General features: G+C 43.1%; 13 protein-coding genes. 6 read left to right on the forward strand and 7 right to left on the reverse strand.

Features of this window, described 5'->3' with window-relative positions; all coding sequences use genetic code 11:
• Positions 1–6: 6 nt before the first annotated feature.
• The 6 genes from J0L60_03390 to J0L60_03415 all read left to right on the forward strand — a co-directional run bounded on the left by J0L60_03390 (position 7) and on the right by J0L60_03415 (position 7,305).
• Positions 7–2,145 carry an urea transporter gene (locus tag J0L60_03390; protein ID MBN8545155.1) on the forward strand — a complete coding sequence of 713 codons (2,139 nt, stop codon included), beginning with the start codon at positions 7–9 and terminating at the stop codon, positions 2,143–2,145.
• Positions 2,142–2,816: a hypothetical protein gene (locus J0L60_03395; protein MBN8545156.1), complete on the forward strand. Its 675-nt coding sequence runs from the start codon at positions 2,142–2,144 to the stop codon at positions 2,814–2,816. The genes J0L60_03390 and J0L60_03395 overlap by 4 nt, the downstream gene beginning before the upstream one ends.
• Entirely contained in the window at positions 2,813–3,643 is an 831-nt protein-coding gene (locus tag J0L60_03400) for a hypothetical protein (GenBank protein ID MBN8545157.1), read from the forward strand. Before J0L60_03395 ends, J0L60_03400 begins: the two co-directional genes overlap by 4 nt.
• Before the next feature lie 4 nt (positions 3,644–3,647).
• The gene (locus J0L60_03405; GenBank protein ID MBN8545158.1) at positions 3,648–4,532 is read left to right on the forward strand and encodes an NAD(P)-dependent oxidoreductase; all 885 of its coding nucleotides are present in this window, start codon (positions 3,648–3,650) and stop codon (positions 4,530–4,532) included.
• Between the two features lie 73 nt (positions 4,533–4,605).
• Positions 4,606–5,469: a deoxyribonuclease IV gene (locus tag J0L60_03410; GenBank protein MBN8545159.1), complete on the forward strand. Its 864-nt coding sequence runs from the start codon at positions 4,606–4,608 to the stop codon at positions 5,467–5,469.
• A 288-nt stretch (positions 5,470–5,757) separates the two neighbouring features.
• Positions 5,758–7,305 carry an AAA family ATPase gene (locus J0L60_03415; GenBank protein ID MBN8545160.1) on the forward strand — a complete coding sequence of 516 codons (1,548 nt, stop codon included), beginning with the start codon at positions 5,758–5,760 and terminating at the stop codon, positions 7,303–7,305.
• 20 nt (positions 7,306–7,325) lie between these two features.
• Here J0L60_03415 and dnaB read toward each other — a convergent pair whose 3' ends face one another.
• The 7 genes from dnaB to J0L60_03450 form a co-directional block, all read right to left on the reverse strand.
• On the reverse strand, positions 7,326–8,708 hold the full coding sequence (dnaB, locus tag J0L60_03420) for a replicative DNA helicase (GenBank protein MBN8545161.1): 1,383 nt from the start codon (positions 8,706–8,708) through the stop codon (positions 7,326–7,328).
• Positions 8,709–8,911: 203 nt separating this feature from the next.
• The gene (locus J0L60_03425) at positions 8,912–10,096 is read right to left on the reverse strand and encodes a YeeE/YedE family protein (protein ID MBN8545162.1); all 1,185 of its coding nucleotides are present in this window, start codon (positions 10,094–10,096) and stop codon (positions 8,912–8,914) included.
• Positions 10,096–10,626 carry a YeeE/YedE family protein gene (locus J0L60_03430; GenBank protein ID MBN8545163.1) on the reverse strand — a complete coding sequence of 177 codons (531 nt, stop codon included), beginning with the start codon at positions 10,624–10,626 and terminating at the stop codon, positions 10,096–10,098. Before J0L60_03430 ends, J0L60_03425 begins: the two co-directional genes overlap by 1 nt.
• Before the next feature lie 8 nt (positions 10,627–10,634).
• Entirely contained in the window at positions 10,635–11,312 is a 678-nt protein-coding gene (locus J0L60_03435; GenBank protein MBN8545164.1) for a cytochrome b/b6 domain-containing protein, read from the reverse strand.
• The gene (locus tag J0L60_03440; protein MBN8545165.1) at positions 11,309–12,886 is read right to left on the reverse strand and encodes a tetrathionate reductase family octaheme c-type cytochrome; all 1,578 of its coding nucleotides are present in this window, start codon (positions 12,884–12,886) and stop codon (positions 11,309–11,311) included. The genes J0L60_03435 and J0L60_03440 overlap by 4 nt, the downstream gene beginning before the upstream one ends.
• A gap of 251 nt (positions 12,887–13,137) precedes the next feature.
• Complete coding sequence (locus J0L60_03445) at positions 13,138–14,370, reverse strand: hypothetical protein (protein MBN8545166.1); 1,233 nt, start codon at positions 14,368–14,370, stop codon at positions 13,138–13,140.
• Positions 14,367–15,083 (reverse strand): MerR family transcriptional regulator, encoded by a 717-nt coding sequence (locus J0L60_03450; GenBank protein ID MBN8545167.1) that lies wholly within the window; start codon positions 15,081–15,083, stop codon positions 14,367–14,369. The genes J0L60_03445 and J0L60_03450 overlap by 4 nt, the downstream gene beginning before the upstream one ends.
• Positions 15,084–15,205: the final 122 nt, after the last annotated feature.

Here is a 15,205-nt window from a genome sequence, read left to right on the forward strand (position 1 = left end):
TTTTCTGTGCAATTCTTTCTGAATTCAGTTTTCTTCAGCTACAGCCAGATCCTGTTTTCCAACAGGAGATGGCTGGGGGCTGTTGTGCTATTGGCAACTTTCGCATCGCCCAAAATCGCTCTTATGTCACTCCTCGGGGTGATTCTGAGCAATTATACTGCTTATCTGCTCAGGTTTGAACCGGCAAAAATAGAATCGGGATTCTACGGATTCAATGGAATTCTCTTCGGGGCAGCCACCGTTTTCTATTATGAACTGACGCCTTTGTTCCTGCTCCTCATTCCGCTGTTCGTTGTCATATCGTTTCTTATATCCGCTGTGCTCGAGAATCACCTTGCGGTTACATTTAATCTGCCCGGTCTTAGCCTTCCATTTGTGATTACGGTTTTTATCTATATCGTATTTCTGGGGAATTATTCAGACATTCAACTCGCTCAAAACCAGACGGATGTTCAATATTTCTCATTCCTGCCTGTATTAGTCAAGAATTATTTCAAGTCACTTGCCCTGATTTACTTTCAGCCGAACATCATTACGGGTGTTATCATTGCACTTGCGATTCTTGTTTTCTCGAGGGCTTTGTTTGTTCTCAGCATTACCTCCTTTTTCCTCTCGGGACTGGTGCTCCAATTGCTCCTCCCGGGGCAGTCTGAAAGCCTCGCTATAATTGTTGGATTTAATGCCATTATTACCGCTTTTGCCCTTGGCGGAAGTCTCGTACTCCCCTCGGGGAAGAGTTTTATGCTTACTCTTTTTGCGACTGCTGTGATCGTTCTTATGACGGGTTTTTTCTCGATTCTCCTGACAGGTTACGGATTGCCTGTGCTCGTGCTCCCCTTTAATTTTGTTACACTTGCTACCATCTACAGTCTAAAATTCAGAAAAGACCAGACGGATCTTGTCTTGCTCTACTTCAAACCGGGTTCACCTGAAGAGAATTTGTATTACCATCAGAACAGGCAGGCAAGATTCGACAATTTTAAGTTGTTCTTCCCTGAACTCCCCGTTTGGGGTGAGTGGACCATCTCTCAGGCGTTTGACGGTGAATACACTCACAAGGACAAATGGAGATATGCATGGGATTTCATTCTCACCGAGGACGGCAAGCAGTTTGAGAATGAAGGTGATGTAGTGGAAGACTATTTTTGCTACGGACTTCCTGTCTGTGCCCCCTTGCATGGCAAGGTTGTAAAGGTGGTTGACGGAATTCCTGACAATGTCATCGGTGAATCAAATATTGCGAAAAACTGGGGAAACACCATTGTAATCGACCACAGCGAAGGGCTCTATTCTGCACTCTCGCACCTTAAACCGGGCTCGATAAAAGTCGAGGAAGGTCAGATAGTCGATAAAGGGGATATTATCGCTGCATGTGGAAACAGCGGAAGATCGCCATACCCTCACCTTCACTTCCAGTTCCAGATTGATGACACAATCGGAGGACACACTCACAAGTTCCCGTTCGCATTTTATCTTGAAAAAAGTGAAGGGGAGCTTGCTCTGAAATCATTCGATTATCCGAAGGTTAATTCCATGGTTCAGAATCTGGAAAAACACAAAACCCTCGCAAAAGCTTTCGATTTCAGATTTGGTGAAACCTACAAATTTGAATATCAGCACAAAGGTGAGACAAAGCTTGAGGAGTGGAAAATCGGGATTGACATCACCAGTACCAAATATATTGAATCAACTGCCGGTGCGGTTGCTTATATTTACACATCGGGAAAAGTTTTCTATTTTAGCAGTTTCTCGGGTAACCGAGACTGTGCCCTCTACTATTTCTACCTTGCAGCGATGCAGGCTCCGTTAAGTTATCACGAGGGATTGATCTGGGAAGATTCCTACAGCATTTCGGAACTACCTGTCGGTTTTGTCCGCTTTCTTTCCGAGTTTTTCATCTTTTTTGGTACTTTTATCCATTCAAAAGGAAATTTCAAGTATCACAAAAATGAAGATGAAAAAGAGATGAGATTAAAGGGTGAAATATCACTTACCGGTAATTTCCTGTTTGCCTGGTTTAACCGTCACTACAAAACAGAGGTGGTGGTTAATGATGACGGGCAGATCGAGTCTTTCAGCTTCGATCAGCAGGGAAAAGATAAGATTTTTGTCAAAAGTATTATAAACGAGGAAGAAGATAAATGAAAAAATTCGCTGCTCTCAGCATCACGGCAATTGTTATCGTAATCGGTTTCTTTGCCGTCGATATTGCATCTCAGGTAAATAAAGACCTGACCTGGGCATTCAACCAGTCGATTGATCTCGAAAAAGATGGTAAAATAAAGGAGGCGATCGCTGTTCTCGACGAATTTTATGTCGCAAATAAAACAAGTTATCTCCTGAATCTCCGGTTGGGATACTTGAACTATTATGATTCGGCTTTTACAAAATCAACAGCTTATTATGAAGCTGCCATTAAATTAAAACCGGCAAGCATCGAAGCCAGGCTGGGTCTCAGACTGCCATACGCAAAAAACAACGAGTGGGCAAAGGTTGAAGAACTTTACAACCAGATAATTAAACTTGACCCCAACAACAAGGAAGCAAATCTCCGCCTCGGACAGATTTATTACTACAAGGGACTCGCAAAATTCAATGAATCTTTCGTAAAAGCCAAACCAGACTGGGAAAAGTCGAAAGCATATCTTGAGAGAGTGTTGAACCCTTATCCAAGCGATTATGAAGCCAACCTCGCTTACGGTTATACTATGTTTGCCCTCGGCTACAACGACAAAGCAAGAGAAAGTTTTAACAATGTGCTTTTAGTCAGCAAGGGTGACACACTCGCCATAAAAGGGTTGGGACTTATTAAATGAGAAAAATTCTCTTTCTGATGATTATTGTATCTGTCGGGGTATTTGCCGATTCTTTGCAGGTTTACACTTCAACCTTCGGTACTTACGGCACCTACTCAGATGGCACCACTTCAAAAAGCGGTTCCGTTTTCCTTACAACAGGTCTTAATTACAGGCACCACCTCACGATAGGATACGACTATCTCCATAAAGACGGCGGCATCTGGGGATATAAACAGCACCTGGGTACCGCAGGTGTCACTCTAAATTTCGATCCCTTTTATGCAAAATTCTCTTACGGACATATCAACGGAAAATATGACGATACCACGGGTTACATTTCTTATGATTATCTGAATATTTACAGTGCCGAAGTTCTTTTAAGAGAGAAATCCTTCTATTTCGGAGCCGGCATCAACCATATGTACCTTAACGGATTTGAGAAAAGGAATGTTAATCAGGTGACCGCCAGAGTGGATTACTACGGCGGATATGTCTGGTATCTCTCCGTCAGACCGGTTTTTACGATGTTGACAACCGATAATTCTGTTTCGAGTATGGAGAGTAAAAACAAGAGAAATCTGCTCTCGGTTGCGTTAAAATTCAATTATCTCCTGACCCCGGGATGGGTGGGCAAACTCGGCGGTTCTTTCGGGAAGAGGGCATACTACTATGACAACGACCTGTACACTATCTATAATCAGGATGAGAATCAGGAAATGATGCTCTCGGCGGGCATAGACTGGTATGCCACCTGGCGAACCGTTATAAATATCGGTTATCAGTATAATAAATTTGACGGTTACGATGTAAATTATTTAATTGCAGGTGTAAAAATAAGCTGGTAGCCAAATCAAAATTTTAGTAACCGGTGTCGGTGGTTTTCTCGGGCAAAGGCTTGTCCCTCTGCTCGCGGGAGAACATTCGGTACATGCCCTTTTCCACAGCACGCCCCATCAAAACCCTGACTGTGATTTTACCATTGCAGACATCAGGGATGAATACGCCCTTGCAGCACTTTTCAAGAAATTTCAGCCTGAACTCGTGATTCATCTCGCGGGAATAACCGCAGTCTCCCATGCTCTTGCAATTACTGAAGAGGATGTGAAGGCGATAAATGTCACCGCTTCAGGCACCCTCGCCCGACTTTCAAAAGAGTACTCTGCAAAAATCATCTATACTTCAACCGACCTTGTTTATTCGGGAGATGAAGGCGGCATGGTGAAAGAAGAGGGGAGGCTCAACCCTCTCTCCCTTTACGCTTCTACCAAACTTGATGGCGAACATGCAGTTATGGAGAACACCGATGAATATCTGATTCTCCGTGTTGCACTGATGTACGGGTTTTCAAAAGGGAAACTGAAAGCATTTTTCCAGGAGGCATACAACAAAGTCAGGTCAGGGCAGGAAGTGGTGCTGTTTCATGATCAGTTTCGTTCATCACTATCAGTAATTGACGGTGCAAGAATGCTCTCTAATCTTGTGAAAAACGGGACAACAGAGAAATTTATCAACTTTGGGGCACCCGAAAGGACATCGAGGGCTGATCTGTTTTCGCGTTTTGCAAAAAAAGCGGGGCTTGACGAAAAATATCTTGTGCTCAAATCTCTCGATGATTTTCCGAACCTTCCCCGCGTGGTAGATGTTTCTTTGGATATATCAAGGCTTCTGTCTCTGGGAATTACCCCGTTGTCAGTTGATGACTCAATAGATGAAATTGTAAAAGAATTACCATAACAACTCCCTTACAAAAGAGACCGGAACGGGATCTTTTTGCTGTTCCAGTCTAAAATACAAAAAAGGAATTTGAATGAATCCACATGACCAGTTACTCGGAGCCCACACTTCTGTTCAGGGGGGAGTAAATGCTGCCATACCTCTCGCTGAGAATCTCGGTTTTACGGCAATGCAGATTTTCACAAAAAACAACAACAGATGGAGCGCACCACCTCTAAAACTCGAAGATGCCGAAGCTTTTAAGGCTGGAATTGCGAAAAGCAGCATCAAATTTGTGATGGCTCACGATTCCTACCTGATTAACCTTGGTGCCCCTGCCGATGAAATGTTTAATAAATCAGTGGATGCCATGGTGGATGAACTCGAAAGGTGTGAAATGCTCGGTATCCCGCAGCTCAATTTCCATCCCGGTGCACACCTTGGTGAAGGGGAGGACTTCGGAGTTAAACGAATAGCTCACGCTCTGAACATCATCCACGACCGGACACCCGGCTTCAAAGTTAAAAGCATGATTGAACTGACAGCCGGACAAGGGACTGCAATCGGATACAAATTTGAACACGCCCGTGATATCATTGCACTTGTTAAAGAGCAGGAAAGAATGTCAGTTTGTATTGACACGGCACATATCTTTGCCGCAGGTTATGATATAAAAGACCCCGCAAACTATGAAGGTGTAATAGCCGAATTCGACAGAATCATAGGACTCGATCGCCTGCAGGCTTTCCACTTCAACGACAGTAAAAAACCACTCGGCAGCAGGGTTGACCGTCACGAAAACATCGGTGACGGGTTTATCGGTCTCGATGGCTTCCGGAATCTGCTAAATGATAAAAGATTGCAGCACATCCCAAAAATCCTCGAAACCCCAAAAGGCAAGGAACAACTCGAAGACCTCGAAAACCTTGCGAGACTGAGAAGGTTGATAGAGGGCTGAATATTTGAGGGCTGAATAACTGAAGGTTGAATATCGGTGGGCTGAAGGCTGAAGTTGTTATTTTCGGAAAAGGAGCGACAATCGTCCCGATTGTCCAACCGACAAATTTTAAGTTTTTGAGGTGACTATTCTAAAACCTAAAACCTTGGAAATATCCTTGTGGCGACAAATGGGTAGAATATGGGTTTTCCAGCTCAACTAAATACAACACTGCATCAGCTAACTTTCATTTCAAAAAATCATTATATTTATTGAATGGAATAACAAAAATTTGACAAAAAGAAATCAATGAAAAGACTTCCTTTAGGAATCCAAACCTTTTCCCATTTGATGGGTAATGACTATATATATGTAGATAAGACCGGTTTCATCTCCCGGTTGATCGATTCGCATAAATATGCTTTCCTGGCTCGTCCCAGAAGGTTTGGGAAATCTCTTTTTCTCTCAACCTTGGAGGGGTTCTTTTTGGGAAATAAAGAGCTCTTTAGCGGGCTCGCATTATATGACTACCCCAACTGGCAGAAACATCCCGTTATCAGGTTGGATTTCTCGGACATGGAGCTAAGTACTTTGGCAAATTTCAGTGAATCATTGATGGACAGATTCAAAGAAATTGCCAACGAGGAAAATCTGGATGTTCAATCAAATATCCCCTCAAATTATTTTTCCAGCCTGATTAAAGAACTTTATAAGAAATACAACAAGGGGGTCGTGATTCTGGTTGATGAATATGATAAACCATTGACAGATCATCTCTATAAAACAGAAATTGCCTTAAGTATGAGGGATTTTCTTCAGTCTGTTTTCGCCCGAATAAAGGCATCGGATGAGTATATCAGATTTGTATTTATCACCGGGATAAGCAAGTTTTCAAAAGTTTCCCTCTTTTCGGGTCTTAATCAAATGTCTGATATCTCCATGAACAAGGAATTTGGCACCTTGTTTGGATATACTCAGACAGAACTTAAGTCTTATTTTGGTGACCGCATTTCAATTTTGGCAGACGAATTTGGAATTTCAAATACCGAGCTGTTGCAAAAAGTAAAATTCTGGTATAATGGTTACAGTTGGGACGGAGAAGAGAAATTATATAATCCGTTTTCAATTCTTAATTTTCTTAAGAACGGTAAATTTGAGAACTACTGGTTCTCCACAGGCACCCCTTCGCAATTGATAAAGTTTATTGAAAACAGCAAGCCGGGTCTTGACCTTTTTAGAAATGTAACCGCAAATTATTACACATTTGATGTGGACAGCCTGACCAATATCTCTGCAAAAAACTTTCTTTTTCAGACAGGCTATTTGACTATAAAGGAGAAGAAGTCAATTAAAGGCGAGGAAGAGTTTCTGCTGGATTTCCCAAATTATGAAGTGCAGAGTTCATATTTTGACTATCTTTTTGCTAACGCTGCCAACAGAGCCGCAGATGATATCAAGACCAAAGCAAAAGTGCTTAAAGATGCTTTAGAGGAGAGTGATTTTACGGGATTCGAGGAAGCACTGCGATTCCTGTTTGCTCAAATTCCCTCCAATTTACACATTGAGCAGGAGAGGTTCTATCATTCATTATTTATAATGATTATGTACCTGTCAGGTATCGAAGTGGAGGCAGAGGTGAGTACAAATATCGGTAGAATCGATGGCGTGATGGAGTTTCCTGACAAAATATACATCCTCGAATTCAAGTTTAATCTTCCTCCCGAAGAAGGGTTGAAACAGATTCTCGCGAAAAAATATTACGAAAAATATCTCTCATCCGGCAAAAAGATTTTCCTGGTCGGAGTCGGATTTACCCGGCAGGACATTAAAGTCTCATGGTTTGAAAATAATACCTAATACCTAACACCTAAAATCTCCTACATCGGGCTTTTACCATCCTCGGGAAGTGCTGCATAAGGATTGAAGTGTGCAAGGTTTTCGAACTTGGTATATTCGTGTAAAAATTTCAGTTTCACATCTCCTACGGGACCGTTTCTATGTTTGGCAATGATCACTTCTGCAATACCTTTCAGAGAGTTACCATCGTTGTCCACTTCCTTGCCGTAATATTCGGGTCTGTGGATAAACATAACCACATCCGCATCCTGTTCAATTGAACCCGATTCACGAAGATCGGAGAGCATCGGCTTTTTGTCCACTCTTTTTTCTGATTCACGATTCAACTGCGAGAGCGCAATAATGGGGATGTCGAGGTCCTTCGCAAGTCCTTTTAGCGACCGGGAGATCATTGAAATTTCCCGTTCACGGCTCTCGGTGTCGGTATGTCCCTGCATGAGCTGGAGATAATCGATCACTATCAGTTTGATTCCGTATTCAGCCTTCAGCCTTCTAGATTTCGCCCTGATCTCCAGCACCGTTTGACCCGGCATGTCATCGATGTACATCGGAGCGTCTGCGAGTTTGGCGCCATATCTTGCGAGTCTGGAGCTCTCTTCCGCGCTCATTCTTCCCTTTCTGATCGCCTGACCCGAGATTTTTGCTTCACCGCAAATTAAACGGGTAACAAGCTGAGTTGTCGCCATTTCAAGGGAAAATACTGCCACGGGAAGTTTGAAATCAACAGCCGCATTTCTGGCAAATGAGAGGGCAAGAGCGGTTTTCCCCATCGAAGGTCTTGCCGCAAGGATGATCAGATCGGAATTTTGAAAGCCGCCGAGCATCTCATCGAGGTCGTAGAAACCTGTCGGAACACCAACAACACCGGCAGCATTTCTAGTGTGGACGATCTCGATATACTCCATCGTCTGAGTAACCGCCCGTTTCATGTCGATATAGGTTTTCTTCGAGCGGGTTTCGGAAATCTGGAAAATCTTCGATTCAGCTTCATCAAGTATTTTGAGTGCTGTGTCCTCAGCCTGATAAGCCTTACCTGCAATTCCATGGGAGACGGAAATCAGATCGCGGAGAATCTTTTTCTCAACGAGAATTTTGAGATGATATTCAACATTTGCAGCGGAAGAAATATTGTTCCCGAGTTCGGAGAGATATCCGAGACCACCCACATCGTCAAGCTTTTTTAGCCGCATCAATTCGTTAAAAACGGTGGATACATCCACAGGCTCCCGCTCATTATAGAGAGAAAGCATTGCGGTAAATATCGACTGGTGTGCCGGCTTGTAAAACGCATCCTTGTCGATTACGGCTACAGCCTTGTTTATCGATTCAGGATCAATCAGAAGTGCGCCCAAAACAAATTGCTCAATCTCGATAGAATGCGGAGGCCTCAATGTTGACGGCATAAAACCGGCAATATTTACAGCATTCTCTTTAATCTCTTGCTTGCTCATATCTCTCAAAAATTAAAAAATCAGGAATGGAAAGATAAAGGATAATCCAATAATGCAGTAATCCAATAATGCAATAATGATTCAACTATCGGTTTTTAGATTGCCGGTGAATATTCTTAATGAAATATTACTGCATTATTGCATTATTGGATTAATCAGCATCCTCCAATTACTCTTGCGGATTTCTTCTTGGGGGCGGCGCTTTTCTTGGCGTTCTGAATGAGAACGGGAAGTTCGTTTACTGCTCTTGAGCGGAACCTGTGTGTGTCTTTCTCCTGACGGGTGACGGGTTCGGATTTTGGAGCGTATTCAAGGATTTCCTTTTTGAATGTGTCGAGACCGCCTTCGAGGATTGAGAAGTTTTTGTATCCCAGTTCATCGGCTATGAAAGCTGCCTTTTTCTCATCTGCTTCGGTGTTGGAAATGAAGAGTATTTTTTTGTCTTTAAGGGCGAGAATCTTGAATGCATCCTTGCCGAAAAGTTCTTCAAATGTCATGTTTACTGAGCCGGGAAGGCTGAATTGAGCGAACATTTTTGCAGGACGAAGGTCAATTATCTGAAGCTTTTTGTCGTTATCAAGAAGTTTGAAAGCAAGTTCATCCACTGATACTGTGTTCACTTTTTCGGAAGTGGCGGCTGTTGCAGCATCAGCGAGAAGTTCTGTTCTTCTTTCGGGCATGAAGATGGTCACAATTCCGAGAACAAAAAGGGTTAGTCCGAGACCCAGATAGAGTTTTTTAGGCTGCAGTTCGGGGTTTTCAGATTTGTTTACCTTCTTTTCGACCCAGGTAGTGAACCAGAAAGCACCCACTGCCATTGCAGTCATACCGAATGCAAAGATGCCCTGAGATATTCCCAGCGTATCAAACATGGTTACATTTCCCCAGTTTTCAGCTTTGTAGAGTTCTTCAAACCACGGATAACCTTCGGCAAAAAAGAGAACGCCAAAAGCACCGCCGACAACAAAAATCATCGCATCAATTTTACCAATAGCGGCTGCACAAACGCTTGTACCGGGACAAAATCCTCCGATAACGAATCCCAGACCCATAATCAAGCCACCAACGATTGCTGACCAAAGAAAAGTCGGATTAACATATATCAGGCTAAGGTCGAGGAGTCCGTAATGTCCGAGGATGACTACTCCGATCATCGCCGTGATACCGGCTGTAAAAAATACGCGAAGAACGGTAAAATCATATCCATAGAACAGGCCTACAAGTTTTTTGGAGGTTGAAAACCCCGCCTGCTCGAGGATGTATCCAAAAGCGATTCCGATAAGGATAGCTACTACAAAATTCAGTTCATTTCCGATAAAATCGGGCACTAATGGTCCCATTATTTACCTCCTTCCACGAGCCACAATTTTCTAAAGAACCATGCGAAAGCATATGCAGCTCCAAAAATTGCGAACATAGTTATCAGTCCACCCGTTGACATAACCGCCATTCCACTAAGTGCGGAACCACTGGTGCAACCTCTTCCGAGCTGTGAGCCCAGACCGAAGAGTGCCCCGCCAATAAATGCGGTAATCACCCTCGTTTTGGTGGTAACGGTCGGAATTTTTTCAAGTGTGAAGTTGAGCCTGTTGGATACAAGTCCCGAAATGAAGGCGCCGACGATTACTCCCAGCACTTCGAAAACGAGCCAGTTTTTCAAGGGATTGTTCTCGTGTTCATCGAGATATTCCTTGTAGAATTTGGATTCCTGAGCATGTGAGGGTGCCACACTGCTTACGGTAGCAACCACGCCGCTTTTAACTGCACCACTTGCTCCCAAACCGCGTCCGGTCACAAAAATTGTTACGAGCAACAGCAGACCAAGAAAAAAGCCTGCAAGATAGGGATTCATATATTTTGTTTCGTTCATGTCAAACCTCAATTCTCAATTTTTACGGCTGAATCTGCGACAGGTTCAACCTCTTTTTTTGTGTTTTCTTCCCCTGTTTCGTCATCGAGTTCTTCATACCCGGTAATCATGGCTTTCAGATTTGTAGTCGGTTTATGACCTGTGGTAATCAGATAAAGGTGAACCACAATAAATGCGATCAATGCGAAAGCACCGGCTGTATGGAAGAGGGCAATCGGCTCGATGGTGTCGATGTTCAGTCCGACAATTGTCCCTTTTTGAGGGTAGCGGTAGAACATATAGAGCAGTCCCGAAGCCACCATGACGGGTATGACGAGAAGTTTCAGTCCCAGATAAACGAGTCTCTGAAGAGGATTCAGCTTGCTAAGCACCGTTTTCTTTGTAGGATGTGGTGCATTTTTGAAAATACCGGTCAGATAGAAATTGATCTGTGCCTTCATATTTGTAAAAGTGGGGAGATACTGTTTCCACTCACCTGTTGAGAAATGCCAGAAAATCGCAAAGGCAATAAGAATTATGAAAGCATAGGCAGCTATGTTGTGGTATTCGACTGCATTTTGATAGCCGAAGAACTTGAATGATCCATGCACCTCAAACCCTGTTGCTGCGAGGAAAAATATCAGGAATGCCTGAGTCCAGTGCCAGAATCTTTCGAATGATCTGTAGATATAAACCTGTTTTTTCATTTTGAGCCTTCCTTTCTTTGTTTACGGTTCGAGAATATTCTCAGTGAGCCGTGAGCAAAGATACCGAGGATGCTCAGGAAAATAATCCATTTACCGGCTGTATCGATCACGGGTGAATGGTCTCTTGCGGGCATGTAAAAGTCATTTAATCCGGCGAGTCTGCTTTCATTGCGGCTGTGGCATTCGGTACAAGAAACCGTTTTCTCCTTAGTGGAGACCATGTGATTAACGGGCCAGGTCATTTCGGTTCTTATAAATGAAAGCTGACCGCTGAATGGAAGTCCCACTTCCTCCATGCCAACGCGGGAAGCCCGGATCCAGTCAAAATCTTTCCAGAGAGCTCCTTCACCTTTTTTGTCGGCGAAAAGTTTGGGTTGGATAAGCATTTTATTGACAGGATCATATGGTTGTCTTGCCTTGTGAATTTTAACGGGGGTAATTTTCGACTCGGGATCGGAATAGGAGCCGTTAAGTGTGTTTACCTGAAGCGGTTTTGTTGTGTCGGATACCGTGTCTCCAATTAAATAATGATCCGCAGTACCGTTAAACCAGATATAATCGGGTTTTACATTGGTTCCCCAGGTGAAGCTGCCTTTTATTGAGAGGTAGGTGTGGTTTCCGTCTTTGTCATCGATCTCAAAGGGCTTGCCGTCTTTTAGCTTACCCGCCGTTGACCAGTCCCACTCCATTTTTGTAGCGTTTACTTTAGCATACACGGGGATATGGCAGGTCTGGCATGCGACTTTAAGCGTGTGCTCGTTTAGAATTGCAGCTTCATGCGGGCTTTCCGTATGGCACTGTTCGCAGGTTGATCTGTCACGGTTCATCGAAGAAAGTGAATAAACCTTCCCCTTCATCAGGTGGTTCTGTGAAGTGTGGCAATCGACGCACGACATGTTGGCACCATCAGTACCCATATGAACATCGATATCTTTTGAACCGTCAAACATCGCTTTATCGAGGTCGCCATGCTTAACATTGTTTCCGCCACCGCCGAAGAAGTGACAGACTCCGCAGTTTGTCCGTTTTGGCTGACCAACACTTTGAGCCACCTTGTTAAGATCAAGTTTTGGATCGGGAGCGCCACCCATCTCAGAACCTTTTGCGTAGGTTTCCGAATTGTCATGGCAGATAAGGCAATCGATATTTGTGGAATCCGTGTACCCTTTTAAGGCGTCAGTCATTCCAAAACCGATATGGCATTTCGCACAACTTTGCTCATTACCTTCCACTCCGATGCAGAAGTTGTTTATCGCGTTGTGTTTCCCGATGTGAATGATGCCGCGACCCTTCACATACTCTTCCCGTTCCCAGTTCCAGTGACTTGATTTCATCACTTCTTTGTGTCTTTCGGTGTGGCAAGAAATACAGGCCTCAGTAATTTCCTGAGGGCGGTTGAATTTCTTTTGAAGTACTGCAAATTTTGAGTGATCCACCGACGGGACATGTTTTTTGGAGTATTTTTCCTTCAGTTTGACAGTCATATCCTGTGACACTTCCTTTGGGCGAAGGAAGAGTATCACACTCACGATTGTCAGAAAAAACACCAGCAGAATTATGACTATTTTTTTCATTTTGAGAATCTTGTTCTAATTCAGAATTTAAAATTACTTTATACCCTAAAATAAATTTCTTCTAAATGACAAACAAGAAAAATGTCAATATTTATAAAATAGTTTAGTATAATAATACGATTCGATAATTATTCTTTCAGACCGTAACTCGCTTGATCACAGGTTCTCGAAATATGGAGATTGACGGAAAAATTTAAAAATATGAAAGAATGCTTACGGAGGATCTCTCTTATTAAAAAGCAAATTCCTTTCTAACTCAGGAAATTTGCCGCCTTTGAAAATATTTGTTCAAACTCCTGTTCCACTTCATTTTCCGTTTTCAGAAGTAGAGGGAACGGATTCTCGTGTGTGTAATTGTATCCGGGATTTATCAATTCGAATCTGATTTTTTTTGGATGATCAGAGATAAGCGCATCCCGAATTGAACCGGCAGGGATAACGGAGTCCTTGGCGAGTCCCATTGCGAATATCCTGTCCCTGATCTTGGCAAGGTACCGTTTTCTCACAGGGAGGTTTTCATCATGCCCCAGCATTGCTTTGAACAGAAATGCTTCTTCCGATTCCGATCCGAAGAGAGACCTGAGTCTTTCATCCACCAGAAGGTTTTGCTCAAGTTTATGTACATAAAAATCCTGAATGGTATTTGCGGCTTCACTGTCGAGTATGTATTTGTTGACGGGAGCCATTTTGTTTAAGGTGGTTCCCCCGCAAAACAGGACACATCTGGAACTGTTAAAAACACCAAGAGGATTGCTCATCATGATAATTTGGGCGATGAAAGCTCCGATCGAATATCCGAAGAAATCGACGGTGGTTCCTTTGTGAAGTCCGCTGATCTGACCATCCCTGATATCCCCGGCCAAAGCGATGATATCCCTGATGGTTTGTATTCCGGAATAGACAAATCTTTGTGGAACGAACTGCAGCCTCGTTGAAATTGCCGCATTAACGGGACTGGAGAGTACCACTCCGGGGAGAAGATTTTTCCGTTCATTCGAAATTTCGTTCATCAGTCTGAAATTTGACCAGCACTTCGGGGCTCTGTTCATATGGAACGCATTGGGAAAAAGAATCACGGGTTTGCCTGTTTTTTTCAAAAGAGAGTATGCCCATGTGAGATATTTTTCCCAGCCTCGTTCATTCAAACCATGAAGAAGAATTATAGCGGAAGAGGATTTTTCAACTCTTGAATCGGACAAAATTGAGTATTGAAACCGGTTGTTTTCTTCGACCTCACTGTCGGGGACGCTAAGCATCTTCAGAAGATAGCGGTCGGAAAATTCATTTTGCGAGAGGTAATATTTCATCAGAGCTTTTACGAGTGGATTGAGATCCGAATATTCATCTCCCTCCGGGTAGAGCCCGGTGATGTCGCTTTTGAACTCATGATTACTTATTTTTAGATCAAGCTCATCGATTATAAGAGAGTCGTATTCAATGGAATATTTTTCTCTCAACAAAGGATACAATTTTGAGTATCTCATTGGGTTTTTCCTTTTGAGTCTGCGACTCTTTTAGCATTTCGTTGTTTCAGTGAGACAATTTCCTTTCGTTTTTTCCGAAGAATATCCTCCCATCTGACAATACCCTCTTTGAATTGCTCCATTTTTGTGAACAAGCCATCCACCGCAGCAAGCAGGTCTTCGAGTTGTTGCTCAGCCTCATCAAAGGGGCGCGACTCAAGGTTCTGAGTCAGACCGAGGAAGACCTTGAATTTATCTGCGACCTTTTTGATTTCCTCGAGTGAATAACCGAACAACTGAAGGTCTTTGATGAGATTGCAGATAAAAATATAGTTCGGAGCATAGAGCCGGTATCCACCCTCACTTCGCATCTCGGGTTCGATTATTCCCATGTCTTCCCAGTGTTTTATTGTTCTCGGGCTTACCTTTACATGTTCAGCGAGTTGACCAACGGTTAAAAAAGTGACATTCAGTCTGTATCTCTCGCTGTCAACCGACATTTTGGGAAGGCCAACCTTCTTGATTATCTTTTTGATTGCTTCGATACCATAACCCAAATCATGCAATTTTTTAAGATGCTGGCATCTTTCAAGTTGATAGAGGGAATAGAGCTCCGTGCCGTCGTCCGATATTCCGGAATGCTTTACGAGCTCCTCTTTTTCCCATTCTGCAAGAATTCTTTTCGAGATTCCGAGCTTTTCAGCAAGTTCATCCCGGGTAAAAATTTCATCCAAACATGTACCTGTGCGTATAGTTGATAAAAAAGATGACAGTGAACGAATACTAATATACAGTTTTAAATTTAAGAACAAAATTTAAAATGAATTTTGACTCATAATTCACGGTTTCAAAGCAT

Source organism: Ignavibacteria bacterium (assembly GCA_017302895.1).
Classification (GTDB): domain Bacteria; phylum Bacteroidota; class Ignavibacteria; order Ignavibacteriales; family Ignavibacteriaceae; genus UTCHB3.